28 protein-coding genes are annotated in these 26,355 nt (G+C 62.8%); 9 read left to right on the top strand and 19 right to left on the bottom strand.

Annotation, left to right across the window (positions count from 1 at the left end; all coding sequences use genetic code 11):
- Window positions 1-239 precede the first annotated feature (239 nt).
- Window positions 240-839, bottom strand: a complete 600-nt coding sequence (locus ACS5Q1_RS26555; RefSeq protein ID WP_473100984.1) for a hypothetical protein — start codon at window positions 837-839, stop codon at window positions 240-242.
- Here ACS5Q1_RS26555 and ACS5Q1_RS26550 point away from each other — a divergent pair.
- Genes ACS5Q1_RS26550 through ACS5Q1_RS26540 form a run of 3 tightly spaced genes read left to right on the top strand, consistent with a single transcriptional unit; the run spans window position 838 to window position 3,655 of the window.
- Entirely contained in the window at window positions 838-1,083 is a 246-nt protein-coding gene (locus ACS5Q1_RS26550) for a hypothetical protein (RefSeq protein WP_473100983.1), read from the top strand. The genes ACS5Q1_RS26555 and ACS5Q1_RS26550 overlap by 2 nt on opposite strands.
- Entirely contained in the window at window positions 1,076-2,884 is a 1,809-nt protein-coding gene (locus tag ACS5Q1_RS26545; RefSeq protein WP_473100982.1) for an IlvD/Edd family dehydratase, read from the top strand. The genes ACS5Q1_RS26550 and ACS5Q1_RS26545 overlap by 8 nt, the downstream gene beginning before the upstream one ends.
- Before the next feature lie 27 nt (window positions 2,885-2,911).
- On the top strand, window positions 2,912-3,655 hold the full coding sequence (locus ACS5Q1_RS26540) for an SDR family oxidoreductase (protein WP_473100981.1): 744 nt from the start codon (window positions 2,912-2,914) through the stop codon (window positions 3,653-3,655).
- Window positions 3,656-3,919: 264 nt separating this feature from the next.
- Here the strand turns inward: ACS5Q1_RS26540 and ACS5Q1_RS26535 are convergent, their stop codons facing one another.
- From ACS5Q1_RS26535 to ACS5Q1_RS26500, 8 genes are all read right to left on the bottom strand, one after another.
- Window positions 3,920-4,885 (bottom strand): 2-hydroxyacid dehydrogenase, encoded by a 966-nt coding sequence (locus ACS5Q1_RS26535; protein WP_473100980.1) that lies wholly within the window; start codon window positions 4,883-4,885, stop codon window positions 3,920-3,922.
- A gap of 22 nt (window positions 4,886-4,907) precedes the next feature.
- Window positions 4,908-5,210: a TfoX/Sxy family protein gene (locus tag ACS5Q1_RS26530; RefSeq protein ID WP_473100979.1), complete on the bottom strand. Its 303-nt coding sequence runs from the start codon at window positions 5,208-5,210 to the stop codon at window positions 4,908-4,910.
- Window positions 5,207-6,130 (bottom strand): DMT family transporter, encoded by a 924-nt coding sequence (locus tag ACS5Q1_RS26525; RefSeq protein WP_473100978.1) that lies wholly within the window; start codon window positions 6,128-6,130, stop codon window positions 5,207-5,209. Before ACS5Q1_RS26525 ends, ACS5Q1_RS26530 begins: the two co-directional genes overlap by 4 nt.
- A gap of 219 nt (window positions 6,131-6,349) precedes the next feature.
- Entirely contained in the window at window positions 6,350-6,880 is a 531-nt protein-coding gene (locus ACS5Q1_RS26520; protein ID WP_203441228.1) for a MarR family winged helix-turn-helix transcriptional regulator, read from the bottom strand.
- A 105-nt stretch (window positions 6,881-6,985) separates the two neighbouring features.
- Window positions 6,986-7,828 (bottom strand): ABC transporter permease, encoded by an 843-nt coding sequence (locus tag ACS5Q1_RS26515; RefSeq protein ID WP_473100977.1) that lies wholly within the window; start codon window positions 7,826-7,828, stop codon window positions 6,986-6,988.
- A complete protein-coding gene (locus tag ACS5Q1_RS26510; protein WP_473100976.1) occupies window positions 7,828-8,607 on the bottom strand; it encodes an ABC transporter ATP-binding protein in 780 nt (259 codons plus the stop codon). The genes ACS5Q1_RS26515 and ACS5Q1_RS26510 overlap by 1 nt, the downstream gene beginning before the upstream one ends.
- A gap of 35 nt (window positions 8,608-8,642) precedes the next feature.
- The gene (locus tag ACS5Q1_RS26505) at window positions 8,643-9,647 is read right to left on the bottom strand and encodes an ABC transporter substrate-binding protein (RefSeq protein ID WP_473100975.1); all 1,005 of its coding nucleotides are present in this window, start codon (window positions 9,645-9,647) and stop codon (window positions 8,643-8,645) included.
- 312 nt (window positions 9,648-9,959) lie between these two features.
- Complete coding sequence (locus tag ACS5Q1_RS26500) at window positions 9,960-11,531, bottom strand: OpgD/OpgG family glucan biosynthesis protein (RefSeq protein ID WP_473100974.1); 1,572 nt, start codon at window positions 11,529-11,531, stop codon at window positions 9,960-9,962.
- A 644-nt stretch (window positions 11,532-12,175) separates the two neighbouring features.
- Here ACS5Q1_RS26500 and ACS5Q1_RS26495 point away from each other — a divergent pair.
- Entirely contained in the window at window positions 12,176-13,330 is a 1,155-nt protein-coding gene (locus ACS5Q1_RS26495; RefSeq protein ID WP_473100973.1) for a type III PLP-dependent enzyme, read from the top strand.
- Between the two features lie 187 nt (window positions 13,331-13,517).
- Window positions 13,518-14,090: a GNAT family N-acetyltransferase gene (locus ACS5Q1_RS26490; RefSeq protein ID WP_473100972.1), complete on the top strand. Its 573-nt coding sequence runs from the start codon at window positions 13,518-13,520 to the stop codon at window positions 14,088-14,090.
- An 8-nt stretch (window positions 14,091-14,098) separates the two neighbouring features.
- Here the strand turns inward: ACS5Q1_RS26490 and ACS5Q1_RS26485 are convergent, their stop codons facing one another.
- A complete protein-coding gene (locus ACS5Q1_RS26485; protein WP_473100971.1) occupies window positions 14,099-15,328 on the bottom strand; it encodes an MFS transporter in 1,230 nt (409 codons plus the stop codon).
- 251 nt (window positions 15,329-15,579) lie between these two features.
- Here ACS5Q1_RS26485 and ACS5Q1_RS26480 point away from each other — a divergent pair, with 251 nt between their 5' ends.
- Both ACS5Q1_RS26480 and ACS5Q1_RS26475 read left to right on the top strand, forming a co-directional pair.
- Window positions 15,580-17,010, top strand: a complete 1,431-nt coding sequence (locus tag ACS5Q1_RS26480) for a homospermidine synthase (protein WP_473100970.1) — start codon at window positions 15,580-15,582, stop codon at window positions 17,008-17,010.
- A 112-nt stretch (window positions 17,011-17,122) separates the two neighbouring features.
- A complete protein-coding gene (locus tag ACS5Q1_RS26475; protein ID WP_473100969.1) occupies window positions 17,123-17,461 on the top strand; it encodes a hypothetical protein in 339 nt (112 codons plus the stop codon).
- Here the strand turns inward: ACS5Q1_RS26475 and ACS5Q1_RS26470 are convergent.
- Genes ACS5Q1_RS26470 through ACS5Q1_RS26460 form a run of 3 tightly spaced genes read right to left on the bottom strand, consistent with a single transcriptional unit; the run spans window position 17,458 to window position 19,289 of the window.
- Complete coding sequence (locus tag ACS5Q1_RS26470) at window positions 17,458-17,982, bottom strand: DUF2937 family protein (protein WP_473100968.1); 525 nt, start codon at window positions 17,980-17,982, stop codon at window positions 17,458-17,460. The genes ACS5Q1_RS26475 and ACS5Q1_RS26470 overlap by 4 nt on opposite strands.
- Window positions 17,983-17,994: 12 nt before the next feature.
- Window positions 17,995-18,273 carry a hypothetical protein gene (locus tag ACS5Q1_RS26465; RefSeq protein ID WP_473100967.1) on the bottom strand — a complete coding sequence of 93 codons (279 nt, stop codon included), beginning with the start codon at window positions 18,271-18,273 and terminating at the stop codon, window positions 17,995-17,997.
- A gap of 8 nt (window positions 18,274-18,281) precedes the next feature.
- Entirely contained in the window at window positions 18,282-19,289 is a 1,008-nt protein-coding gene (locus ACS5Q1_RS26460; protein ID WP_473100966.1) for a WD40 repeat domain-containing protein, read from the bottom strand.
- 176 nt (window positions 19,290-19,465) lie between these two features.
- Between ACS5Q1_RS26460 and ACS5Q1_RS26455 the strand changes: the two genes are divergently transcribed.
- Window positions 19,466-19,717, top strand: a complete 252-nt coding sequence (locus ACS5Q1_RS26455) for a hypothetical protein (RefSeq protein WP_203441216.1) — start codon at window positions 19,466-19,468, stop codon at window positions 19,715-19,717.
- Between the two features lie 25 nt (window positions 19,718-19,742).
- Here ACS5Q1_RS26455 and ACS5Q1_RS26450 read toward each other — a convergent pair whose 3' ends face one another.
- The 6 genes from ACS5Q1_RS26450 to ACS5Q1_RS26425 all read right to left on the bottom strand — a co-directional run bounded on the left by ACS5Q1_RS26450 (window position 19,743) and on the right by ACS5Q1_RS26425 (window position 25,165).
- Complete coding sequence (locus ACS5Q1_RS26450) at window positions 19,743-20,705, bottom strand: CobW family GTP-binding protein (RefSeq protein ID WP_203441215.1); 963 nt, start codon at window positions 20,703-20,705, stop codon at window positions 19,743-19,745.
- 48 nt (window positions 20,706-20,753) lie between these two features.
- Complete coding sequence (locus tag ACS5Q1_RS26445; protein WP_473100965.1) at window positions 20,754-21,677, bottom strand: metal ABC transporter substrate-binding protein; 924 nt, start codon at window positions 21,675-21,677, stop codon at window positions 20,754-20,756.
- 24 nt (window positions 21,678-21,701) lie between these two features.
- Window positions 21,702-22,568: a zinc ABC transporter permease AztB gene (aztB, locus tag ACS5Q1_RS26440; protein WP_473100964.1), complete on the bottom strand. Its 867-nt coding sequence runs from the start codon at window positions 22,566-22,568 to the stop codon at window positions 21,702-21,704.
- A gap of 12 nt (window positions 22,569-22,580) precedes the next feature.
- Window positions 22,581-23,330, bottom strand: coding sequence for a zinc ABC transporter ATP-binding protein AztA (gene aztA / locus ACS5Q1_RS26435; protein ID WP_473100963.1), 750 nt, complete (start codon window positions 23,328-23,330; stop codon window positions 22,581-22,583).
- A 3-nt stretch (window positions 23,331-23,333) separates the two neighbouring features.
- Window positions 23,334-23,495 (bottom strand): hypothetical protein, encoded by a 162-nt coding sequence (locus tag ACS5Q1_RS26430; protein ID WP_473100962.1) that lies wholly within the window; start codon window positions 23,493-23,495, stop codon window positions 23,334-23,336.
- Window positions 23,496-23,587: 92 nt separating this feature from the next.
- The gene (locus ACS5Q1_RS26425) at window positions 23,588-25,165 is read right to left on the bottom strand and encodes an OpgD/OpgG family glucan biosynthesis protein (RefSeq protein WP_473100961.1); all 1,578 of its coding nucleotides are present in this window, start codon (window positions 25,163-25,165) and stop codon (window positions 23,588-23,590) included.
- Window positions 25,166-25,320: 155 nt separating this feature from the next.
- Between ACS5Q1_RS26425 and ACS5Q1_RS26420 the strand changes: the two genes are divergently transcribed.
- The gene (locus ACS5Q1_RS26420) at window positions 25,321-26,289 is read left to right on the top strand and encodes a TAXI family TRAP transporter solute-binding subunit (protein WP_203441209.1); all 969 of its coding nucleotides are present in this window, start codon (window positions 25,321-25,323) and stop codon (window positions 26,287-26,289) included.
- The last annotated feature ends 66 nt before the right edge of the window (window positions 26,290-26,355 follow it).

The following is a 26,355-nucleotide window of genomic DNA, read 5'->3' as shown; positions in this document are numbered from 1 at the left end:
GCAAGGCCGAGGCCCGAACGTTCGACGCGCTCTGGCGAGCGCTCGGTGACATCTGCGATTTGTTTGAGCCACATGAGTGTTGGAACTTCCTCAGGGCCACCGGATATGCGTCTGTTTAACCGTCCGATGCTCTAGTGCATCGGTCCCTTAAGCGACACATCGTTGACGCCGAAATCCGGGTCCACTTTTCGCTGACGCGGCCCGTTGAGTTCGCGACGCGTTCAGGCCATTCATTGTTCTCAGAGGGGGGAAATCCGCCCCAGCGGCCTGATGCTCTGATACTTAATGATGGTCTGCGTCCCGCCCTTTTCCTCGTAGCGCTTCGCCAGAACGAAACCGAGCTCGGGCGAGTAGAGATCCGTGTGTTCGGACGTCATCTTTCCGTCCGCGTTGAGGAAGCGGTTGCGCACCGCCAGGACGCTGTAGGAGCAGGAACCGAGCTGAAGCTGCTCTTGGCCTGTCACCGTCAGTTCCAATGAGATCAAGGCTCCCACTTTGCCCGGCTGGGCCGGTGCATAGGTGAGCGCCCGTCGGGCTTTCTGTTCGAGCGGGAAGACGGTACGCAGATCGGAGACGGGAATGTTGATGCTTCGGGCCGTGTCGTCGAAACGGCTGATCGGGAAGAACCCCCGGTAGTAGATCACATCCTGCTTTTTCCCACCCGGATACGAGTTCAACACATGGAAGAAGTGATCCGAAGCAGGTCGGACCTCCGCAATCGTCCCTTGGCGTTCCAGCACGAAGCCCAGCTTCGCGGTCTGGGCGGTTGGGCAATCGTCGCTCATAGCCGGAGAAGCGAGAAAGGCGGTCAAGATGAAGGAGAGAGCGCATCGAAACATGGCAGGGCTGCTCGGAGTTGTCGGCTGGGACGCCGCATCGGAAGGATTCCAATGGGTGAAATTCTATAACAATTATTCCTCTGGATTGGAATGCGGATGGAACGTTGCTGCTGCGCTTAAACAGCGTTTCGAATTGCTAAAAGGTAGCTACTTTCCTCAGAGGGCAGTTGATCTTAAGCCCTGTCCCGGATCAAATACCGCCACTGCATTTACGGATGCCCGAAAGGATATGAAGAATGGCTGAGAGGCCTCACCGTCGCACTCCCGATCAGCTTCGCTCACGGCTCTGGTTCGACAATCCCGACAACCCGGGCATGACCGCACTCTATCTGGAGCGCTACCTGAATTTCGGCCTCACCGGCAGGGAGCTGCAGGGCAAGAAGCCGATCATCGGCATTGCGCAGACGGGTTCCGATCTGTCCCCCTGCAACCGCCATCATCTTGAGCTCGCCAAGCGCGTGCGCGACGGTATCACGGCTGCAGGTGGCGTGCCTTTCGAGTTCCCGTGTCATCCGATTCAGGAGACGGGCAAGCGCCCCACGGCCTGCCTCGACCGCAACCTCGCTTATCTCTCTCTCGTCGAGGTTCTCTATGGTTATCCGCTCGACGGCGTCGTGCTGCTGACGGGCTGCGACAAGACTATGCCGGCCTGCCTCATGGCGGCGGCGACCGTGAACATTCCCGCCATCTCGCTTAATGTCGGTCCCATGCTCAATGGCTGGCATCATGGCGAGCGCACAGGCTCGGGCACCATCGTGTGGAAGGCGCGTGAGCGCCATGCGGCGGGCGATATCGACTATCAACAATTTATCGACATCGTCGGCTCATCCGCACCGTCCGTCGGTCATTGCAACACGATGGGTACGGCCTCGACGATGAACGCGCTGGCAGAGGCGCTCGGCATGTCCCTGCCGGGTTCCGCCGCAGTGCCCGCGCCTTACCGCGAGCGCGGACAGATGGCCTTCGAGACCGGCCTTCGCATCGTCGACATGGTGTGGGAGGATCTGAAGCCTTCCGATATCATGACCCGTGAAGCGTTCGAGAATGTCATCGTCGCCAATGCGGCGATCGGCGGTTCCACCAACGCACCGATCCACATCAACGCGATTGCCAAGCATATCGGTGTGCCGCTCGACAACAACGATTGGGAGCGTCTCGGCTTCGAGATCCCGCTTCTCGTGAACATGCAGCCTGCGGGCGAATATCTTGGCGAGGAGTATTACCGCGCCGGCGGTCTTCCGGCCGTTCTTGCCGAACTGATCGGCGCCGGAAAGATTCACGAGAACGCGCTGACCTGCACCGGCACGACCATCGGCGAGAACTGCAAGGGCAAGTTCACCTGGGATCACGACGTGATCCGCTCCTACGACAATCCGTTGAAGGAGAAGGCTGGCTTCCTCAACCTGAAGGGAACGCTTTTCGATTCCGCGATCATGAAGACGAGCGTGATCAGCAAGGAATTCCAGGAGCGCTATCTCAACAATCCCGAAGATCCGAATGCTTTCGAAGGCCGCGTGGTCGTGTTCGATGGGCCGGAGGATTATCACCACCGCATCGATGATCCGTCGCTCAACATCGACGAGCACACGATCCTCATCATGCGCGGGGCGGGCCCGGTGGGCTATCCGGGTGCCGCGGAAGTGGTGAACATGCAGCCGCCGGGCGCGCTCATCAAACGCGGCGTTCTCTCGCTGCCTTGTATCGGTGATGGACGCCAGTCCGGCACATCCGGCACGCCGTCGATCCTCAATGCTTCGCCGGAGGCTGCCATCGGCGGCGGGCTGGCCCTGTTGCAATCGGGCGATCGCATCCGCATCGATCTCAACAAGCGCAGCGCCGATATTCTTCTCTCGCCGGAAGAGCTGGAGAAGCGTCGCGCCGATCTCGAAGCCAGGGGCGGCTATGCTTATCCGGCGAGCCAGACGCCCTGGCAGGAGATCCAGCGCTCCATGGTCGATCAGCTCTCCGAGGGCATGACCCTGAAGCCGGCCGTGAAGTACCAGAAGGTCGCGCAGACCTTCGGCGTGCCGCGCGATAATCACTGATCTGCACGAAAGGGAACGGGGGCTGTCATGAACAGACTTCACGGAAAGACAGCCCTCGTCACGGCGGCAGGGCAGGGGATCGGACGCGCCACCGCGAAAGCCTTCCTTCGCGAAGGTGCGAAGGTCTGGGCGACGGATCTCGATGTGGCGAAGCTGGAGGGTCTCGAGGGCGCTGAGAGGCGCAGGCTCGATGTGCTCTCAAGTGCGGATGTCGAGCAACTCGTCGCCGAGGCCGGACCGTTCGATATTCTCGTCAATGCGGCCGGTTTCGTGCATCACGGCACGATCCTCGAATGCTCCGACAAGGATTGGGATTTTTCGTTCGACCTGAACGTGCGGTCCATGCATCGGACGATCAAGGCTGTGCTGCCGGGTATGCTGGAGAAGGGCAGGGGCTCCATCGTCAACATCGCCTCCGGCGCCTCCTCCGTGCGCGGTATCCCAAACCGGTATGTTTATGGGACGACGAAGGCCGCGGTAATCGGCCTGACCAAGGCGGTCGCGGCGGATTTCATCAAGCGCAGTGTCCGTGCCAACGCCATCTGCCCCGGCACGATTCAGTCGCCTTCGCTCGACGAGCGGATCGCGGCGCTTGCGGCGAGCTCCGGGCAGAGCCTGGAGACCGTGCGTCAGGCCTTCATCGACCGCCAGCCGATGGGGCGTCTCGGTACGGCAGAGGAGGTAGCGGCATTGGCTGTGTATCTCGCGTCGGATGAGGCGAGCTACACGACGGGGCATATCCACCTCGTCGATGGCGGGTTTGCGCTTTAATTTCGCACTTCGTGGGGATGGTTCACACGTGTCATTCCCGGCCGGAGATGGCAAAGCCATCGCAGGGGAAGGGAATCCATGGCGCTGAGCGTGTGAGTGGATCCCCTTCCCTCGCTTCGCTCGCCGGGGACGACATCCTTCTGATGTCATGGCCGTCCCCGAACTTGATCCGGGGACGGCCATCTCGATGCGGAAAAGCGGTGTGCTACAACCCATCGAGATCACCGGCACAAGGCCGGTGAAGACGAAGAGCGTGGCTTAAATTTATCGCCCCTTGTAAGGCGTCTCCGCCACCGGCGTCAGTGGACCCTTGCCGTCGAACCATGAGATCAGATTGTCAGCGACCAGCATACCCATGGCGTTGCGGGTATGGACCGAGGCGGAGGCGACGTGGGGGAGGAGCACCACGTGTTCCAGGTCGATCAGTTCCTGCGGAACGCGCGGCTCGTCCTCGTAGACATCGAGGCCTGCGCTGAGAATCGTGCCGGACTTGAGCGCGTCGATGAGCGCCTGCTCGTCGACGACGGTGCCGCGCGCGACGTTGATCAGAATGCCATTGGATCCTAACGCCTTCAGGACCTCCGCATTGATGAGATGCTTGGTCGAGGCACCGCCGGGAGTAATGATGATCAGCACGTCGCAAGCCTCAGCGAGGCCAGTCACGGTTGGGTAATAGGGATAGGCCACGTCGTCCTGCTGCGTGCGCCCGTGATAGGCGATGCTCACATCGAAGCCGGATAATCGTTTCGCGATGGCCTTGCCGATGCGTCCGAGACCGACGATGCCGATCTTCCTCTCGCGCAAGGTGGCCGACAGGGGAAAGGACGCCCTCAACCATTGTCCTTCGCGCAGGTAGCGGTCCGCCTGCGGAATCTTCCTCAACGTCGCGAGAAGGAGACCGAGAGTGAGATCGGCGACCTCATCGTCGAGAACGCCGGGCGTGTTGGTGACGACGATGTTGCGCTTGGCGGCCTCCGCCGCGTCCACATTGTCGTAGCCGACGCCGAAGCTCGAGATGATCTCCACCTTGGGCAGGCGATCGAGAAGGGTGGCGTCCACGCGACCGAAGAGCGTGGTGGTCGCCACACCACGAATGCGAGGGCCGACCTCCTTCAGAAAAGCCTCCTTGTCTGTCTGCTCCCACAGACGGTGAAGCGTGAAGGCCTTGTCCAGCGCCTCGATCACGATCGGCATCATCGGCGCTGTCATCAGGATATCGGTTCGGCTCATGGCGTTTCCTTGTGATGTCGGGTTAAAGAGCACAGCGTGCGACGCCGCCCTGGCGAAAGGCTTCGTCGATGATCTTGGCCTGCTGCTGGAGGGCGGCCTTCACGTCCTGCGGCAGGTCGAGCCAGTGGCAGCCGCGCAAGGCGGCCTCCAGGGCATAGAGCGCATTGAGGCTCACCTGCCGGGGCAGCATGAATTTCAGGCGGCGATAGGCCTCGACGGATCCCATGGAACGAAGTTCGCCAACCGTGTGGATGCCGGCGTCCTCCAGTCGGCTCTGCGTCACGGGACCGATCCCGGGCAGGGTGTCGATGGCGGCATCACTCAAGGGGACGGCTCCGGCTTTCGATGCTTCACGCGTTCACGGTAGAGCAAATAGAGCCCCGATGCGATGACGATGCCAGCCCCGACGAAGGTCCAAGAATCCGGCCAATCCCCGAAGAGGACGTAGCCTAAAACCAGCATCCAGATGATCTGGCTGTAGATGAAGGGGGACAGGATCGCCGCCGGAGCCCGGGCATGGGCGAGGACCAGCAGCCAATGGCCAAAGGCTCCATAAAAGCCCGTCGTCGCGAGAAGAAACCAGATCAGCGGCGAGGAGGGGGTGGACCATATCCAGGGCAGGATGGGAGTGACGAAGATGATCCCAGCGACACTCGAATAAAGGGTTGTGGTCGCGATGGAATCGCTCGAGGCCAGCATCCGCGTCACGATGCTGTAGAACGCATAGGCCACGGCGCCCATGAGCGACAGCAGGGCGGCGGGATGCATGGTGCCCAAGCCTGGCCGCGTGATGACGAGAATGCCGATGAAGCCGACGCCGATGGCGATCATACGTTGCCAGCCGATGCGTTCTCCCAGAAGGGGGCCTGCAAGAAGGGCCACAAGCAGCGGGGTTGCGAAGATGATGGACTGGGTCTCGACCAGCTGCAGGTATTGCAGGGCGAAGAAATTGCACAGGGTCGAGGCGAAGAGCAGGAACGAGCGGAGGAGCTGCAACGGGAGACGGCGCGTCCTCAGCGCCCCGGGCTGGGTCCGGGGGTTGATGACGAGGAAGGTGAGAAGAGCGGCCGAGATGTAGCGGGCCCAGACCGTGACCATGGGGTCGACGGAGCGATTCACCCATTTGGCCGTCGCATCGAGGCACGAAAAGCAGAACAACGCCGCACACATGAGGGCGATCCCCACCATGCGGTTCTGGCGCTGCGAGACGGCTTTTGACGAGGACGTGATAACGGTGTCGGCCATGCCGGGAATGCTAGCCGCTTAGCCGTCCCGAGACGAATGTCCGCCACGCACGAGGGCCGTGCGTGGCACACAGGGGTTCTAGCGCATCGTGCGGACCCAGAGGGCCACGTCAGTGAAAAGTGGGTCCAGTTTTCCGCGCTCGGCGATACGCTGATCCATAAAGGGAGCATCGGATTGGATCCCGAAAGCGCAAGTCCACTTTTGGATCCGATGCTCTAATCAGGCCGTCGCTGCCATCTCCGGTTCGCTGGAGGCTTCCAGCCCGTCTACCTCGTCATCGGTCTCGAAACCCGTCTGATCGGCTCCGGTGAGACCGGCGAGGTTCTTGGCGGCCTTGCGCAGGAGCTTGCGTAGCCGCTTGCGGTCCTTGTTGTCGAAGCCTTGCAGCAGCTCGCCCTCGACCTCTTCCCATAGGGCGTCGATAGCGGCCGCCTTGCGCTTGCCCTCCTTGGTGAGCTTCACGCGCACGACCCGGGCATCGCCGGGCTCGGTGTGGCGTTCCACTAGCTTCAAGCTGGAAAGGCGGGAGACCGTCTTGGAGGCGGTCGGCGGGCGCACCCGCAGGATGGCGGCCAACTCGCCCATGGTCATGGGACCGGAATTGCCGAGAGCCTGGAGGACCTGCTCTTGGCCGGCGAAGAGGCCGAGTTCCGAGAGCTTGTCGCCCGTGCGGCTTCGATGCAGGCGTGAGGCTTGAACCAGAGCCCATCCGACGCTCTTGATGCCCGGATGCGTGTTATCGGTATCCATGGTCCCTCGCTGTTCGAAGCGTTCTCCTTACCTACCATGGACGGGACTCATGACGGTACGATGACAAGCCGGCACACTATTAACAGGCTAAACAAATGGAAGCGCTCAGGCCTCTCGATTGAGGGCGCTTTCGTGCCAGCGGCGAAGAAGGGCATGATTGAGCGCTGCTAGGACGAGAAACAGGCCGATGCCGGTCGCGGCCAAAAGAACAAGAGCCGCAAACAGGCGCGGGATGTTGAGCCGGTACTGGCTTTCGATGATGCGGTAGGCGAGCCCTGAACCTGCCCCTGCGGACCCTGCGGCCATCTCGGCAACCACAGCCCCGATGAGTGATAATCCGCCCGCGATCCGCAGCCCCGCGAGAAAGGCCGGAAGGGCGGCCGGACGGCGCAGAAACCACAGGGCCTTCAGGCGCGCCCTCAGGCGTGCCAGCGGGCCTTGCGAGGCCGGAGCGCCATAAAGCTGGAACAGTTCCATCAGATTCCGGTCCACGGATTGCAGGCCGAGCATCGTGTTCGAGAGAACCGGAAAGAAGGCGACGAGCCACGCGCAGGTCAAGACAGCCACATCCTGCGGCATGTAGATCAGGAGCAGGGGCGCGATGGCGATGACCGGCGTGACCTGCAGCACGACGGCGAATGGATAGAGCGAATACTCGACGATCTTCGACAGGCTCAACAGCACCGCGAGCAACACACCGCCGAGAACGGCGAGGACGAGGGCGGTGAGCGTGGTGTTGAGCGTCGTCATGAGCGAGGCAGAGAGCAGCGACCAATCGGCGACGAGAGTTTGGGCGATCAGGCTCGGCGTGGGCAGGATATAGGGTGGGATGCCCCCGATGCGCACGATGGCTTCCCACGCGGCGATGGATGCCGCGAAGACGACAAGCGGCAGAACGATTTTCAAGGGGTTACCCTGCCGGCGTGCGGGCAGCGGAGCCGAGGTCATCACAACCGCTCCTCGGCTGTCTGATCGAGCAGAATCTGCGAGATCTCTCCGCAAAGTCGCGCATAGCGTGCGCTGGTGCGGAAATCCTTCGAGCGGGGGCCGGGCAGCTCGCCTTCGATCTCGGCGACGATGCGGCCCGGACGCGGGGACATGACTGCGATGCGGCTCGACAGATAGGCGCTCTCATAAACCGAATGGGTCACGAACACGACGGTGCAATGCAGTTCGCTCTGCACGCGCAGAAGGTCGTCGTTGAGCCGGAAGCGTGTGATCTCGTCGAGGGCGGCGAAGGGTTCGTCCATGAGAAGTAGCCGCGGCTTGAGCGACAACGCGCGCGCGATCGACACGCGCATCCTCATGCCGCCGGAGAGTTCGCGTGGATAGGCTTTCGCGAAATCGCTCAATCCGACGAGGGCCAGGCTCTCGGCGATGCGGTCTTGCGCACCGCGCTTGGACATGCCGCGAAGGCGCAACGGCAGCCACACATTGTCCGCCACATTCGCCCAGGGCATCAGCGTCGGATCCTGGAACACGAAGCCGATCTCGCTGCGATGATCCTCATCGGTCGAGCCTGGCCAAGTGACGCTTCCTTCCGTCGGCTGCGCAAGTCCCGCGATGAGGCGCAGCACCGTCGACTTGCCGCATCCCGAAGGCCCGAGGAGGGACACGAACTCGCCTGCGCGCACATCGAGATTGAAACCGGCAAGCGCCGTCACGCCGTTGGAGAAGATCTTCGTGATCTCTCTGAGAGAAACGAGCGCGGGCGAAAGCTGCGTCATGGGTGTAGCGACATGAAAAAGGCGTCGCTCTCCTCTTACTTCTTCAGGTTCAGCCCGACGCCCTTGTTCACGAACTGGAGCGTATAGGCCTTCCTGTAATCGAGGTCCGCCTTGAAGAGACCCGCCTTCACCATCTTGTCGAAGAAGTCCTTCATGCGCGCATCCGTCATGGCACCGATGCCGAGCGGTTGCGTGTCACCGGAATCGACGATGCCGTATTCCTTCATCTTGGCGTGGGAATAGGCCAGCAGTTCGTCCGTCATCTCCGGATTGTCGCGCTTGATGAGTTCTTTCGCTTTCGTGTTGTCGCCGTAGAGATAATTGTACCAGCCAATGGTCGAGGCATCGACGAAGCGCTGTACGAGATCGGGATTCTTCTCCATCACCTCGCGGCGGGTCTCCACCGTGGTGGAATAGGTGCTGAAGCCATGATCCGCGAGCAGGAACACGTTGGGCTTGAAGCCCGCGGCCTTCTCGATGGTCAGTGGATCGGAGGTGACATAGCCCTGCTGCACCGATGCCTTGTTGGCGATGAAGGGCGCCGGGTTGTAGCCGAAGGGCTTCACCTGCTCGTCCTTGAAGCCGTACTCGGCCTTCATCCATTGGAAGAAGGTGGCGACGCCGTCCTTGGACAGAAGAATGTCGTTCGATTTCTTCAGATCCGCGAAGGTGTCGAGGCCCTGGCCAGGATGGCTCAGCAGCACCTGCGGTTCCTTCTGGAAATGAGCCGCAACCACGATGGTGGGGATGTTCTTCTCCACAGCGGAGAGGGCCTGGATCATGCTGCCGCCCATGTAGAAGTCGAGCTTGCCGACGGTCATGAGCATGCGATTGCTGGCGCGAGGGCCGCCCGGCACGATGGCGACCTTGAGGCCGTATTTCTCGTAAGTCCCGTCGGCGACGGCCTGGTAGTAGCCGCCATGCTCGCCTTGCGCGATCCAGTTGGTGCCGAAGGTCACCTCTGTCAGCGGCTGTAGCGCCAGGGCGCTTCCGCCCAAACAGGCTGCAAACGCTCCCGTGATCCAAGCGTTCAGCTTCATCGCACTCACCTTCCGCTAAGGCAGGGCAAACGGCCTGCCATCCGAGGCACAGCTTCTGCGCGGTTCGGCAGGGCTTGGCAAGGTCTCCCGCCATCCGCAGTCATCACTGGCCTTGTACCGGTGATCCCGATTGCCCGAGGCGGCATGCTTTGCATTATCGGAATGGCCGGGACGAGCCCGGCCATAACGTCGAAAGTGTCATCCCTGGCGGGCCGCAGGCGAGGGAAGAGGATCCACTGTGACGTGCTGCCTCTATGGATTCCCTCCCCCTCCGCTGCGTTCCGGTCGGGAATGACACGGAGAGGATGTGAATCACTCCACGAACCAGGGATAGGTCCAGGTCTCCGTCAGTGCCCGGTTGCCGGCGCGCAGAAAGGCGCGCAGATCCGTGGATTGCCCCGGTTCCAGCTTCACGTCGATGGCGGCCCTGAAGCCGTTCGCGTGGCTGTTGGGCATGATGAAGGTATTGGTGATCTGCCCGGCGGAAGTGGAGGGGACGAGCTGCACCTGCTCCGGAGCGCCGAGATAGTAAGGCAGATTGCCGCCCGCGAAGTCGATGATGAATCGGCGATGTCGGGGATCGCTCGGCGCGTTCGACCCGCTGGCGCGCGGCGGGGTCTGGAAGGTGTTGATCGCCTTCCCGCCTGGATGCATGGCGCGGATCTCGGATGCAGCGCGCAGGCGGTAGGAGAGAACCACTTCCTGCCCCGGCTCGAAGGCCCGGTTCGGCTGCCAATAAGCCACGACGTTGTCGTGAGTCTCGTCTGGCGTCGGAATCTCGACCAGTTCGACCCAGCCCTCGCCCCATTGCCCGATGGGCTCGACCCAGTAGCCGGGACGCTGATGGTATGTGGCTTCGAGATCCTGGTAGTTTTCGAATGCCCGGTCGCGCTGCATCAGGCCGAAGCCGCGCGGATTGTTGTCGCTGAAGGACGAGATCGTCTTGCGGCTCGGGTTGCGCAGGGGCCGCCAGATCCACTCGCCCGCGCCGGACTGCATGAGAAGCCCGTCCGAATCGTGGATTTCCAGGCGGTAGTCGTCCGTCGGCTTCCGGTCGTTCTCGCCCTCGAAGAACATCGAGGTGAGGGGGGCGACACCCACATTGGTGATGGTCTGGCGCGGGAACAGCGTCGCCGTGACGTCGAGAGTCGTTTCCTTCGACGGGTAGATCTCGAACCGGTAGGCGCCGGCGACGGACGGGCTGTCGAGAAGGGCATAGACGATGGCCCGCTCGTCATTGGGCTTGGGCATCTCGACCCAGAATTCGCGGAAATGCGGAAACTCCTCCGCTTCGCCGCCTTCCACATTGATCGCGAGGCCTCGCGCCGAGAGGCCATATTTCTGATCCGATCCAAGGAAGCGGAAATAGCTCGCGCCGAGGAAGGCGATGACCTCGTCGAGCACTTTTGGGTTGTTCAGAGGGTAGTGGAGGCGAAAGCCCGCAAAGCCGAGATTGACCGGCAATGGCCGCTCGATCTTGTTGCGGCCGTAATCGAACAGCTCCCGCTGGTAGGGTACCGGGGTCGGAACGCCGTCGCGGATGATGTTCACCATCACCGGGCGCTGGTAGAGGAAGCCCGGATGGAAGAGCTGCATCCGGAACGGCCCGTTACCGGAGCCGAGCAGGGCCTTGTCCGGGCGGAAGCGGATATCCCGGTAATCGTCGAAGCTGAGCCGGTTGAGGGGCTCGGGCAGCTGCACCGCTGGCGCCTCGTAGGGGACGGCCGCAAGCTCGCGGGCCCGGCGCACCACGTCCTCGTAGCGGAACGGATTGGGTGCCGGTGCGCCGCTCTGCTGCTGAGCCCGGCTCTGCTGACTGAAAGCGGGCAGCGCGGTGGCTGCGAGCAGGCTTTGCAGAAGGGTACGGCGGGACAGGTTCGTCATGGCTGCGGAGCGTTCTCGACTGAAAGAGCAAAATGGCCGGAATTCGGGCTTTGGAATATGGGCCCGGATCTTCTTCCGTGTACCTGTCCCGCTTAATGGAGGCTGAATGGTGATGCGGGCAAGACACAGGTCCCGGCAGGGTTAAAAAAATCCTCTGAAAGGTCTGAAAAGCTCTTGTGATCCCTGACGAATATGCTTATTTCACCCCTGCCCAATTTCGCACGTGCCTGTGGTCGCGTGCCGGTTGGTGGGCATCCGGACAAGAGGCCGGACAGCCGCCCGAGAGCGACCTAGCTCTCGATACCCCTAACCGGCAGCCGGAGGCGAAAACCGGCGCACCTCGTTCTCAACGGGGGACGCAACTTAAAGCAACGACGAACGGGCTTTTTTGGTCTCGTTGGCCCTCCAAAGGTCAACACCGAAGAGGCTTGTTTATCATTGCCAGGCGTGCGGATGGAGTATCCCCATCCAATCCAAGGCAGCATCGTCGGGTGAAGAGCCCATCGCCGCTTCTCGTGTCTCCATCGCACGAAGCGGGATGTCATCTTCCCTCGCTGACGCCGGACGGCAGGAAATCTGATCGTCTGAACTTCAATCCGGAGGCTGGACAAGACCTCCATTGAACCTTTGGTGGGGAGAGCGCCATGACTCAGCGCATCCGTGAATTCCTGCGCAACCGACGTGAGGACGGCCCGTGCGTGGTCGTCGACCTCGAAGTCGTGCGCGACAACTATTCGAAGTTTGCCCGTGCGCTCCCCGACACGCGTGTGTTCTACGCCGTGAAGGCCAATCCGGAGCCGCAGGTGCTCAAGCTCCTGGCCGAGCTCGGCTCATGCTTCGACACGGCGTCCGTGGTCGAGATCCAGCTTGCGCTGGCTGCCGGCGCGACGCCTGACCGCGTCTCCTTCGGCAACACGATCAAGAAGGAGCGCGACATCGTGCGCGCTCTCGAGCTCGGTGTGCGCCTCTATGCGGTCGACTGCGAAGTCGAGGTCGAGAAGATCGTCCGCGCGGCTGCGACCGCCGGTGTCGATGCCTCCGAGGTGAAGGTGTTCTGCCGCATCCTGTGCGACGGCGCCGGCGCCGAGTGGCCGCTCTCCCGCAAGTTCGGCTGCGTGCCCGAGATGGCCGTGGACGTGCTGGAGCATGCCTATCGTCAGGGCCTCGAGGCTTACGGCGTGTCCTTCCACGTGGGCTCGCAGCAGCGCAACACGGAAGCCTGGGATCAGGCTCTCGGTTCCGCCTCCGCGATCTTCCGTGAATGCGCACATCGCGGCATCCACCTGTCGATGGTCAACCTCGGCGGCGGCTTCCCGACGAAGTACCTGAAGACGGTGCCTCAGGTGGAAGCCTACGGCGAGTCGATCTTCCGGGCGCTGTCGAAGCACTTCGGCAACCGCATCCCGGAGACGATCATCGAGCCGGGCCGCGGCATGGTCGGCAATGCGGGCGTCATCGAGGCCGAGGTCGTCCTCGTCTCGAAGAAGAGCCGCGACGAGGACGAGGTGCGCTGGGTCTATCTCGACATCGGCAAGTTCGGCGGTCTCGCCGAGACGATGGACGAGTCGATCCGCTACCCGATCCGCAGCGAGCGCGACGAGGACCGCAAGGTGCCGTGCGTGCTGGCCGGGCCGACCTGCGACTCGGCCGACGTTCTCTACGAGAAGGAGCCCTACCTGCTCCCCATCTCGCTGGAGATCGGCGACAAGGTGCTGATCGAGGGCACGGGCGCCTACACGACCACCTACTCGGCGGTCGCGTTCAACGGCTTCCCGCCGCTGAAGTCCTACGTGATCTAAAGCATTTTCCGCAAAAGTGGCTTGCCGGTTTTGCGGAAGAAAATGCGACTTTAGAAAGTCACGTCCCGCCTGCCTCGTGAAATGAGGCAGGCACCAACCTCCAAGAAGTTGTCCCGGACGGCCTGTTCAAGTTGTGAACAGGTGCGAGGGCTGTCGCTCACCCCACGTGTATTGGGAGGCCACGGCCATGATCACGATTCGCGAAGAAACCTTCCATGATGTCGATGCACGCGAGGCGCTGCTCGATGCCTGCTTCGGATCCGCCCGGTTCCAGAAGACCTGCGAACGCCTGCGCAAGGGCAGGATGCCGGCCGACGGCCTGTCCCTGGTCATCGACCGCGACGGTGAGATCATTGGTACCGTGCGCCTGTGGCACATCTCGGCCGGCCCGAATCGTGCGGCACTAATGCTGGGGCCCATCGCCATCGATCCGTCCGTGCAGAGCCTCGGCCTCGGCGGCAAGCTCATGCGCGAAGCGCTGAAGCGGGCGGTCGATCTCGGCCACAAGGCGGTGCTGCTGGTGGGTGATGCGCCCTATTACGAGCGCTTCGGCTTCTCGACGGAGAAGACGGGCTCGCTTTGGCTCCCGGGTCCCTACGAGCGCAATCGCTTCCTGGCGCTCGAGCTCGATGCGGGGGCGCTCGATGGCGCACGTGGCCTCGTCTCCGCGACCGGCGCCTTCGAGCAGAAGCCCGATCTCGGCGCTCTCGTCGCCGCTGCCGCGCAGGGCGCGCTGGCGGGCATCCGCTCGGCGCTCTGAGTCTGACTCTATCCTTCCGAGGGCTGCAAACGCGCGGCCCTCGGATTGGGCAGCGCGAAGGTAATGGCTGCTGCCGCGATCATGTAGGCGGCGAAGCCTAGACAGATCGCCTCAAGGCTTACCCCTGCATCGAACAGAAGCCCGATGGCCCCCGGCGTCGCGGCCGAGGCCACCACCATGATTGCGCCGGCGAGCGCGCGGATTTTGCCCAGATGCGTCGTCCCGAACAATTCGGCCAGAACGGCCGCGATCACCACATTGGTGCAGCCCGAGGTGAGACCGATCAGGCCGAAGAACACGAGCGGCAGATACGGCGCATCGAAGGCGGCGAGCGCGAAGGATGCCGCCGTCATGCCGGCGAGATAGAAATGGCTGAGGCGCACCGCTCCAAATCTGTCGACGAAGCTGCCAGCGCTCATGGCGACCACCACGGAGACCAGCGCGAAGAGCGTAATGCTGCTCGCCAGAAGCTCCAGCGACCAGTCCTTCAGATCCGCAATGAAGCGCTGGTGGAAGAAATACGCCGTCATGATCGCTGGATAGCCGATCATGGTGGGGATCAGCGCGAGAAAGCGCCAATCGCGCAGGATGTCGATCCAGCGCGGACCCGCGTCGCTCAAGGCTTTTTTTCGTGCCGCTCCCTCGAGATCCGGATCCTTCGCCTTGAGAACAAAGCCGAGCAGCCAGCCGATGGTCAGTGCGACCACGATCACGAGCGCGGCGATGCGCCAAGCGCCTGCCCAACCAAAAGCCGCGATCAGTGCGAGAGCGAGGGCAGGCAGGGTCGCTTCGCCGGCCGGAAAGCCGAGGGCCGCGATGCCCAAAGCCCTGCCGCGCACGCCTTCATGCAAACGGGCGGTGCTCATCACGCCCGCATGGCTGAGCATACCCTGGCCGAAGAGGCGCAAGGCAAAGAGGCTCAAGCCCAGCACGAGGATGCTGGACGCAAAGGACAGGCTGATGGCCGCTGCCGCCAGGCCAAGCATGGCCGTGGTGGCGTAAAGCCGGATATCGACCCGGTCGATGACGCTGCCGACCCAGATCATCAAAAGGCCCGAGGACAGGGTCGCGAGAGAGTAGATCGAGCCGAAGGCGCCGTGCGTCAGGCCGAAAGCCTCGCGGATATCCGGACCCGACAGGGAGATGAAGAAAGTCTGGCCGAAGGAGGACAGGAAGGTCAGTGCAAAGCCGAGGCCGATGATGCGCCAGTAATGCCTGAGAAGTTCATGAAATTTCATCGGTCACGGTCGGGTGATGAGACGGAGAGACCTGCGATCATGCAGCGCTGTTGCGCGATGTCGAGCGCGAAATCGGCATGGCAGCGCTGTCATTGTCATTCTGCCTTCGCCATCCGCAGGGAAATTGCTTCAAGAAGCTGGGAGTTGGCCCCGGGCATTGACCCCAAGGGCTCCTCAATCCTAGATGCGCCCAAATTCGCTGTTTGGCGTTTACCGTTTTCCATCACTGCTTTCGCAAGGAGACAGATCTGATGACCACTTGGCCCGTTCATGGTCGCATCACCGGCCCCATCGTCATGATCGGCTTCGGCTCGATCGGCAAAGGCATGCTGCCCCTGATCGAGCGGCATTTTGAGTTCGACAAGAACCGGTTCACGGTCATCGATCCCGTCGACACGGACCGCAGCATGCTCGATGTGCGCGGCATCACTCTCGTGCAGAAGGCTCTGACGCCTGACAATTACCGCGAAATCCTCACGCCCCTCCTCACGGAAGGTGGCGGTCAGGGATTCTGCGTGAACGTGTCGGTCGATACATCCTCGCGAGCCATCATGGAGCTGTGTCGCGAACTCGGCGCGCTCTACATCGACACCGTGGCCGAGCCCTGGGCTGGCTTCTATTTCGACAAGAGCGCGGGGCCTGAGGCCCGCACCAACTACATGCTGCGCGAGAACATCCTCGATGCGCGCCGAAAGAGCCCCGGCGGCTCCACCGCGGTGAATTGCTGCGGCGCCAATCCCGGCATGGTGTCCTGGTTCGTGAAGCAGGCGCTTCTCAATATTGCCAAGGATATCGGTCTCGAGCACGAAGAACCGAAGACGCGCGAGGAATGGGCCGGTCTCATGCAGCGCGTCGGCGTGAAGGGCATCCACATCGCCGAGCGTGACACCCAGCGCGCGGAGCATCCGAAGCCCATGGGCGTCTTCGTGAACACTTGGTCCGTGGAGGGCTTCGTATCGGAAGGCGTGCAGCCGGCGGAGCTCGGCTGGGGTACGCACGAGACCTGGATGCCGGAGAATGGCCGCACCCATACGAAGGGTAGCGGCGCGGCCATCTATCTGCTTCAGCCCGGCGCCAACACGCGCGTCCGTTCCTGGTGCCCTACGCCCGGGCCGCAATACGGCTTCCTGGTCACCCATAACGAGGCGATCTCGATCGCAGACTATTTTACCGTTCGCGAGGGTGACAAGGCCGTCTATCGGCCGACCTGCCACTATGCCTACCACCCGGCGAACGACGCGGTGCTCTCGCTTCACGAGATGTTCGGCAATGAGGGCAAAGTGCAGGAGAATCACCATATCCTCACCGAGAATGAGATCGTGGACGGCAAGGACGAACTCGGCGTGCTGCTCTATGGGCACGGCAAGAATGCCTATTGGTATGGCTCGCAGCTCTCCATCGAGGAGACCCGCAAGCTTGCGCCTTACCAGAACGCCACCGGCCTCCAGGTGACCTCCGCCGTGCTTGCAGGCATGGTGTGGGCGCTGGAGAATCCGAATGCCGGCATCGTCGAGGCCGACGACATCGATTTCCGCCGCTGCCTCGAAGTGCAGCTACCCTATCTCGGTCCGGTAAACGGCTACTACACGGACTGGACCCCGCTCGACGACCGTCCTGGCTTCTTCCCGGAGGATATCGATACGTCCGATCCGTGGCAGTTCCGGAACATCCTGGTGCGGTAACCACGCGCGTCATGGCCGGCCTTGTGCCGGCCATCCACATCTTCTGTTCCTGAACAAAGCAAGGCGTGGATACCCGGGACAAGTCCGGGCATGACGGTTGGAGTGAGCTGAGATGCCCCATTTCGAGGAATTCTACGCCAACAAGCTCCGTGGCGGCCTTGGCGTCGTCGATGCCGAAAGCCTGCTCGACCTGCGGGGCGTCTCGCGCGAAAAGGCGGAGGCCTCGATTCAGGACATGCTGGAGCGCAGCCGCTTCGCTGCAGCGAAGTCAGTGGCCATCCGTCTCGATCCGCCGCCGGAAGGCGGCGGCGAGACCCTGTTCCAGCCGGTCGGCAAGGCTCTGCTCGAGGCCAAGAAGCGCGGCTGGATCGACAGGCTGCAGACCCTGCCGGCGCAGGACGGTCTGGGATTCTATGTGGTGCTGGCCGGAAAGCCGGAGCGCGAGGCTTAAGCCTGTATTTTCTGCCGGCGTGTGCGCGGCCTCCGCCAAAGACTGCGCAGAAAACCCATCAGAAGAAGAACGCCGCCCCAGACGGCAATGAAGCCGATGGCGGTCGAGAGGATGCCTTCTTCCGTCACCGGCACGGCCGGCTCGAAATCGCGGTAGACCGCCTCCATCACATCCTGGTCTCCGTCGCGCACCATCAGGGCAACGCGAGAGAAGGGGCCTGCTTGCATCATGGTTCTGCGATGATTCTCCAGCCGGCCCAGACGCTCCACATTGGCCTGCATGGCGGTGCCCTGGCGGCTGACGAAATCGTCCGCGTTGGAGCGTAGGCGAACGATGGCGCTCTCCCGCGTCTCGCCGCTCGCCTGCGCATCGGCATCGAAGCGCGTGATCACCTGCTGCAGCTCGTCGATCGCGCCGCCGAGACGCTGACGGTATTGCTGTGCGAATTCCGGGCCTTGCGAGGCGACGATGCCGCCGCACAGCCCACAACCGAATGCAATGATGCGAATGACCCGAGACAAGCTTGACCTCTTTTAAGGCTCAAGAGCCTTGAGGATATCTTGTTCCATCACCTCGTCGAGGACCTTGGGGACCTTCAGGGCCCTGGTCTTCCGGCCCGGCTCCATCACGAGGATCACGGTCTCGATGCCCGGACAGCCGGGATCGTTGCAGGCGATCTCGTTGACCGCAAAGGCCGTATCCGGCGAGACCTGAAGAGCCGCACGGGCGAGATCCTTCACTCGGTCGATGGCCTGCTTGTCAGGCTTCGGCAGACCGAAGGACCCTCTCAGGAAGGCACCGAACAGAGCCACGGGCGATCTCAAGTCGGCAGGGTCAGGATGCCGGCCTGACCGTCCTCGCAGCCGAAGGCGAGGCGTTTACCGCCCTTGTCCCAGGCCATGGACGTAATCCCGCTGTCCTTGACGGCGGGGCGGACAAGAAGCTCGGAGGCATCGTTGAGACGGATGAGCAGGATGCAGCCATCCTCGTAGCCCACCGCCAGCACATAGGTGTTGGGATGGAAAGCCACACGGCTGACCTTGGCCGGACGTACACCGCATTCCCGCGGCGCCTTGCCCATGGGGCCTTCCTTCGATTCGAACGGCCAGATGATGGCCGCTTCGGCACCGGAGGTGGCGAGCCACTTGCCGTCGCCCGACCAAGACAGGGAGCGCGTCTTCGACGGATAGCCGCTCATCCGCATGTGGCCCTTGTCGGGGATGAGCCGCCAGCCGTGAAGCGCGTTCTCCTGCATGGAGGTCACGACGAAGCGGGCATCCGGTGACCAGGTGACGTCGAGATGGGAGCCCTTCCATTCGAGCGCCTCGGGTTTGGCTTCCACGTTGGGAAACCAGAGCGTCGCGCCGTTGTAATGGGAAATCGCCAGCCGGTAGCCCTTGGGCGCGAAGGCGAGGCCGCGCGCGGCGGAGGGCACTTCAAGAGTCTTCTCCCGGCCCTTGTCGTCGCGGGCGATCACGCGCTTGCCGGCGCCGTAGGCAAAGGCGCCGCCGGCATTGACGGCAAGCGAGTCGATCCAGGCTCCCTTGGTCTCGGCCAGGGTCTTCGTGGAACCGTCAGCGCCGGTAACGACGACGCGGCCGTCGTCTCCGCCGGTCACGAAGCGCTCGCCGTCGCTCGCTGCCGCCAGAACGCCCGCATCGGGATGAACCTCGACACGATGGCTTTCGCCGTCCTTGCTGAGAAGAACGCCGCCGTCGCCGAGACCGAAGGCGGCCGTGCCTTTGAGCCAGCCGATGGCCGTGACATGCGCGCCTGCCGTCACGGGCGCCACATTCTGGGTCAAGGACGGCGCGGTTCCAGTACTCATCAAAACGATCCCTTCATGTGCGCTGCCCATAACATAGTTTGGCTGGTTGCGGGCAGGGGCATCACGAATTTCTCAAAGGCGGTGATCTACCAATGAGTCCCAGGATTAGGACTTCTGAGCCGTAGCCCGTTCCAGCTTATTGCCTGAGACTACGCGCTCAAAAACGGAGTGATTGAATGCGAGTTCTGGCTTTGGCGACCTTTGCCCTTGCAGGTGTCCTGTCGGCGCAGGTGTCGGCCCAGGAGCAGAGCGCGGAATCCTCCGCGAGGGAGGCGCAGAAGGCCGCCTGCCAGCAGGAAGCCAACCTGATCTACAGGACGAGCAGCCGGGGCATCGGCATGGGTGAGGATGCCCGCAACCAGATCATCGCCGCCCGCAGGGCCCACGTGCGCGACTGCATGTTGCGGGCAGGCCTGGCCCCGGGCTGAGCCCCGAGGCCGTCAGACGGCTGTTTTATGCCGCGCAGGCCAGAAACCCTTCCTTGATCGCCTTCTCGTTCAGGTCGCGGCCGATGAAGACCACCTTGGAAGTGTGCTTCTCGCCCGGCTTCCACTCGCCTTGCACGTCGCCGTCCAGGATCATGTGCACGCCCTGGAAGACAAAGCGCTTCGGCTCGTTCGGGAACGCGACGATGCCCTTGCAGCGCAGGATGTTCGGACCTTCGACCTGGGTCAGGTTCGAGATCCACGGCATGAACTTCTCCGGATCCACTTCGCCATCGATGGCGACGGAGACGGACTGCATCTCCTCGTCGTGATGATGGTGATGGCCTTCCTCCAGGAAGTCGGGCTCGAGCTCGATGATGCGGTCGAGATCGAAGGCCTTGCGGTCGAGGACTTCCGAGATCGGGATGGCGCAGTTCTGGGTCCGGTGGACCTTGGCGTAGGGATTGATGGCGCGGATGCGCGCCTCGACCTCTTCCAGTTCCCCCTCGGAGACGAGATCGATCTTGTTGAGGATGATCACGTCCGCGAAGGCGATCTGGTTCTTGGCCTCGGGCGCATCCTTCAGCCGGTCGGAGAGCCACTTGGCGTCCGCCACCGTCACCACCGCGTCGAGCCGCGCGGTGTCGGACACGTCCTGGTCCATGAAGAAGGTCTGAGCCACAGGAGCCGGATCGGCAAGACCGGTGGTCTCGACGATGATGGCGTCGAACTTGCCCTTACGCTTCATCAGTCCGTCGAGGATGCGGATCAGGTCGCCGCGCACGGTGCAGCAGATGCAGCCGTTGTTCATCTCGAACACTTCCTCGTCGGCGCCGACGACGAGCTCGTTGTCGATGCCGATCTCGCCGAACTCGTTGACGATCACGGCATATTTCTTGCCGTGCTGCTCGGTGAGGATGCGGTTCAAAAGCGTGGTCTTGCCGGCGCCGAGATAGCCTGTGAGGACGGTGACGGGAATCTTGTCGGTCATCGGATGGGTCCGCAACGTTCGTCTCCCACGAGCGGGGAGGGTGGTTGATCAGCTCGACAGGGCCGTGCTGAAAGCCCTTATATTGTGTCTCATCATGTCAATGTAAGTGGCAGCTGGGCCATTGCCGTCCGAGAGTGCGTCGGAATAGACCTTGGAGCCGATCTTCGCGCCGGTTTCCTTAGCGATACGCTCCATCAGGCGGATATCGGAGACGTTCTCCACGAAGATTGCGGTGATCTTCTCGCGTTTGATCTGCTGAATGATCCGGGCCACGTCCTTGGCCGAGGCCTCCGACTCGGTGGAGACGCCCTGAGGCGCGACGAAGTCGATCCCATAGGCCTCCTCGAAATAGCGGAAAGCATCGTGGGAGGTGATGATCCTGCGGCGCTCGGCGGGAATGCCGGCGACGAGGCTCTTCACCTCGGCATCCAACGCATCGAGCTGCTTGAGATAAGCGCTCGCATTGGCCTCGTACGTCGCCTTGCCCGCTTCATCCGCGGCGATCAGCGCATCTCGAATACCGACGACGTAAATCTTCGCATTGCCGATGCTCTGCCAGGCATGGGGATCAGCGCCGCCATGGCCGTGATCATGCCCGTGGCCTTCATCGTCACTCTTCAGAGGCTTCACACCCTTGGCGGCCTCGACCTTCACGGCCTTGGTACCGGAGGATTTCACGAGACGGTCGATCCAGCCCTCGAATTTCAGGCCATTGGTGAAGACGATTGTCGCCTCAGACAGGCGCCGTCCATCGGCCGGCGTCGGCGAATAGACATGCGCATCGCCGTTCGGGCCGACGAGGGTGGCGACCTCGACGCGCTCGCCGCCCACGTTGCGCACCATGTCGCCGAGGATCGAGAAGGTCGCGACCACCTTCAGCTTGTCGGCGTTCTGTGCCGCCACCGGCAGCGACGATGCGGCAAGGGTGAGGCATCCTGCCAGAAGGGATACGGCAGCTCTTCGCGTCAGCATGGGTCTTGATCCTTATGAAGGAGGTCAGGCTTCCAGGTGCTTGCCGGGCCATGCGAGCCGCAGCAGGCCGCCCTCGCGCCCCAGCACGAGGGAGATCACATAGACGGCACCGGCCGAGAGGATGATCGCCGGCCCCGCGGGCAGTTCCGCATGGAACGAGAGCAGCAGGCCGCTCAATCCCGAGACGATGCCGATGACGACGGAGACCAGCATCATCATGGTGATGTCATTGGTCCAGAAGCGGGACGCGGCGGCAGGCAGCATCATCATGCCGACCGCCAGCAGGGTTCCGAGCGCATGAAATCCTCCGACGAGGTTCATGACGACGAGGCCTAAGAAGATCAGATGCGTTGGCGTGCCGGCATGGCTCACGGAACGCAGGAAGACCGGGTCCACGCATTCAAGCACGAGCGGGCGGTAGAGCACGGCGAGCGCCAGCACAGTGATGGTGGAAATGGAGGCGATCAGAAGCAGCGTGTTGTCATCGAGCGCCAGTACCGTGCCGAAGAGCACGTGCAGCAGGTCCACGTTCGAACCGCGAAGCGACACGATGGTGACACCGAGTGCCAGAGACAACAGGTAGAAGGCTGCCAGAGAGGCATCCTCCTTCAATGACGTGAAGCGTGAGACAAGGCCCGCCGCAACCGCGACGATGACGCCGGCGAACAAGCCGCCGATGGTCATGGCCGGCAGCGAGAGGCCGGCGACGAGATAGCCGACGGCCGCGCCGGGCAGGATCGCATGCGCCATGGCGTCGCCGGTGAGGCTCATACGGCGCAGCATCAGGAAAACGCCGACCGGGCCGCCGCCCAGGGCGATGGCGATTACGCCCACGAGGGCGCGCTTCATGAACTCGAATTCGGAGAAGGGCGTATAAAGCAGGTCGAGCATGGACGGGCGCTCTTACGCGACGTTGCGGTGGCACACATCCGCGTGCGGATCATATGCCTCGACCATGCGCCGGGCCTTCAAAAGATTCTCGGCACTCAATACGTTCATCGTCTCGCCCCAGGCCACGGGCTCGCGGGCGATCAGCAGGGTCTGCGGGAAGGTGCGCTTGACCATGTCGAGGTCGTGCAGGACCGCAACCACCGTGCGGGATTCGTCATGCCAGCGGCGGACGAGGTCGAGCAGATCGGCGGTCGTCTTGGCGTCGATGGCGGTGAAGGGTTCGTCAAGCAGGATCACGGGGGCGTCCTGGAGAAGGAGCCGCGCGAAGAGCGCCCGCTGCATCTGCCCGCCCGACAGGGTCGAGATCGGGCGCCGCTCGAAGCCGATGAGACCCACGGCTGCCAGAGCCCGCTCGATCTTCGTGCGGTCGTAGCGGGAAATGCCGCCGAACAGGCCGGAGCGCCCCCAGAGGCCCATGGCGACGAGATCGTAGACGGAGAGCGGAAACGACCGGTCGATCTCGGCGGCCTGCGGCAGGTAGGCGATGCCGGAAGCAGAGCCCTTCAGGCGGATATGGCCTTCGAGAGGCTTCAACGTGCCGACGATGCCCTTGAGCAGAGTGGATTTGCCGGCCCCGTTGGGCCCGACCACGGCCATCAGGCTGCCGGCCGGGATATCGCCATCGAGGTGATGCACGGCCGGCCTGCGGTCATAGCCTAAGGTGACCCCGTCGAAGCGGATGGCGGTCGATCTGGACGGCATGCGCTACCCCATCACCGCAAGGACCAGCAGCCACAGGACAAGCAGGAGGGCGGCGGCGCCGATCAGACGCTGCCCGGCCGACAGGCGCAGCAGCGAGAAGGTCGGAGCGGCGGCAATCGCCCGATGCTCGTGGGTATGGTAATGATGGTGGTGGCCATGCGACATGGCCCCTTACATAAACCGGATCAGCCGGCATTTCTAGGGGCGTATAGTATTTTATACGCCCCTATCAACCATATGGTTTATTTGAAGATATTTCAGAACGTCGGGTGGTATTGGTAGAGCCAGGTTTCGCTCAACACCTCATTCTCATTGCGCAGGTAGCAGCGCATCTCCACCGGCTCGGTTCCGGTCGCGGTGAGGTCGAACTGGGTGCGCCAGTGCCCAGGCACGTTGTTCGGCACGGCCTCGGTCAGGATGTTCGAGAATTCACCGCGGGAGGCACTGAGCACGGGCTTCGGGATCACGCCGCTCGGCAGCTTGGTCAGGGGCTGGCCGATGAACTCCACCATGAACTTGCGCACGCCCTTCGGCCGGTTGGTGCCGGCCTGTCCGCCGTTGCCGAGGCGGGTGGCGATGACCCGCGCGAGCGGCGTCGGATAAGGTTCGTCCGCCGCCCAATGCATGCGATAGCGCAGCTCGATGGCCTGGCCCGCGCGCACCGGTTCGGACGGCACCCACATGGCCACGATGTTATCGTGGATCTCGTCGTCGGTCGGGATCTCGACCAGTTGGATCGAGCCCCGGCCCCAGCCGCCCTGCGGCTCGATCCAGAGGGAGGGGCGGCGGTCGTAATAGACGCCGTCGAGATAATGGTCGAAGTTCCGGTCGCGCTGGAGCAGGCCGAACCCCTTCGGGTTCTCGTCGGTGAAGGCCGAGGTGATGATGCGCGGCGGGTTGTTGAGCGGGCGCCAGATGCGCTCGCCCGTGCCCGTCCACATGGCGAGCCCGTCCGAGTCGTGAATCTCGGGGCGCCAGTCGACGGCGGTGGTCTTCGACTTCTCCGAGTACCAGTACATGGAGGTCAGCGGCGCGAGGCCGAGCCGGCTCACGTCCTGGCGCATGTAGACGGCGCTGTCGATATCCATGATGACGGCTGCCGCCCGCTGCATGACGAAGCGGTAGGCGCCGGCAACGCTCGGGCCGTCGAGCAGGGCATAGACCGTGACCGTGTTCGAACCCGGCTGCGGCGTCTCGAAATAGATATGGGTGAAGTCGGGGAATTCCTCGTTCTTCCCGAAGACCGCCACGTCCACGGCGAGGCCGCGGGCGGAGAGGCCGTATTGGAACAATTCGCCGATGGCGCGGAAGTAAGAGGCGCCGAGGAAGGCAACCCAGTCGTTCTTGCGCCAGTCGAGCTTGCCGTTACGGGCCTCTTGGAAGCGGAAGCCGGCAAAGCCCGAATTGTCCGGCAGCTTATGGGCGGGCGAATCCGCCGGCATGTCGAAATAGTCGCTGTCGTAGATGATCTCGCGGGCCCGGCCGCCCTCGACCACGTGCATGCGCACCGGCTTCTGGAAAAAGCGGCCAAGATGGAAGAAGGTGACGGGGAATTCGCTGGGGCCGTTGGCCCAGAGCGCCAGATCCGTCTTGAACTTGATCTTGCCGTGGGCGTCGTAGTCGATTTGGTACAGGATCTCGGGCGAAGGGCTCGGCGGCGCCACATAGGCCGAGCGCGCCATGTTCTGCGCCCGCTTCCTCAAATCCTCGAACGAGAACGGGGCAGGGGCCCCCATTTTCAGGCTTTGCTGCGCCAGTGCCTCACCGGAAAAGCCTTGCGCAGCAAGGGCGGCGGTGGCGGTTGCTGTTTGGAGGAAGCGGCGGCGATTGATCATGAATGAGCGCATATGTCTGTGGAAAGGACGCACCCCTACCGACCAAGGTGGCAGGATTAAGTCCCTCTTAGCCTCTTGAGAAATCTTCGTCAGCGGGCAAAGTTACCCTACACACAGGCGTAGGAATAACCGCGCCATAAAATAGGGAGTACGTCATGCATCGAAAAGTCATGCGCCGCGTCATCGGCGCAGCGGCGGCCATTGCCATTGCCGGAGCGGGCCTGCCCGCCCAAGCCCAGGATTTCATCAATGTCCTGACCGGCGGCACCTCGGGCGTCTATTATCCGCTCGGCGTCGCCCTCTCGAAGGTCTTCACGGACAAGGTGCAGGGTTCTCGGCCGTCGGTCCAGGCCACGAAGGCATCCGTCGAGAACCTCACCCTCCTGCAGCAGGGCAAGGGCGAGATCGGCTTTACCCTCGGCGACAGCCTCGCCATGGGCTGGGCCGGTGACGAGGAAGCCGGCTTCAAGGGCAAGCTCGACAAGCTGCGCGGCATCACCGCCATCTACCCGAACTACATCCAGGTCGTGGCGACCCAGGAATCTGGCATCAAGTCGCTGGCGGACCTGAAGGGCAAGCGCCTCTCCGTCGGCGCTCCGAAATCCGGCACCGAGCTCAATGCCCGGGCGATCCTCCAGGGCGCAGGTCTGTCCTACAAGGATCTCGGCAAGGTCGAGTATCTCCCCTTCGGTGAATCCGTCGAGCTGATGAAGAACCGCCAGCTTGATGCCACCCTGCAATCGGCTGGCCTCGGCGTTTCCTCGATCCGCGACCTCGCCACTTCGGTGCCCATCGTCGTGGTGGAGATCCCGGCCAGCGTCGTGGACAAGGTCGGCTCGCCCTACGTGAAAGCCACGATCCCGGCCAACACCTATGGCGGTCAGACCGCTCCCGTGCAGACGGCGGCCGTCGTCAACTACCTCGTCACCCATTCCGGCATGAAGGACGAGACCGTCTACCAGATGACCAAGGCGATCTATGATAGCCTGCCGGATCTCGTGGCCGCCCATGCGGCTGCCAAGGACATCAAGCTCGAGAGTGCGCTTTCCGGCATGCCCGTCCCGATGCATCCGGGCGCCCAGCGCTATTTCGACGAGAAGGGCGTGAAGAAGCAGGGCTCCTAAACCCTTCGGACCATTTACAATCAGGCCGGGGCAGGTGAACTGCTCCGGCTTTTTCATGACAATAAG

The sequence above is a fragment of the Microvirga sp. GN3 genome (assembly GCF_055792825.1).
This window is presented reverse-complemented; position numbering and strand designations above follow the sequence as displayed.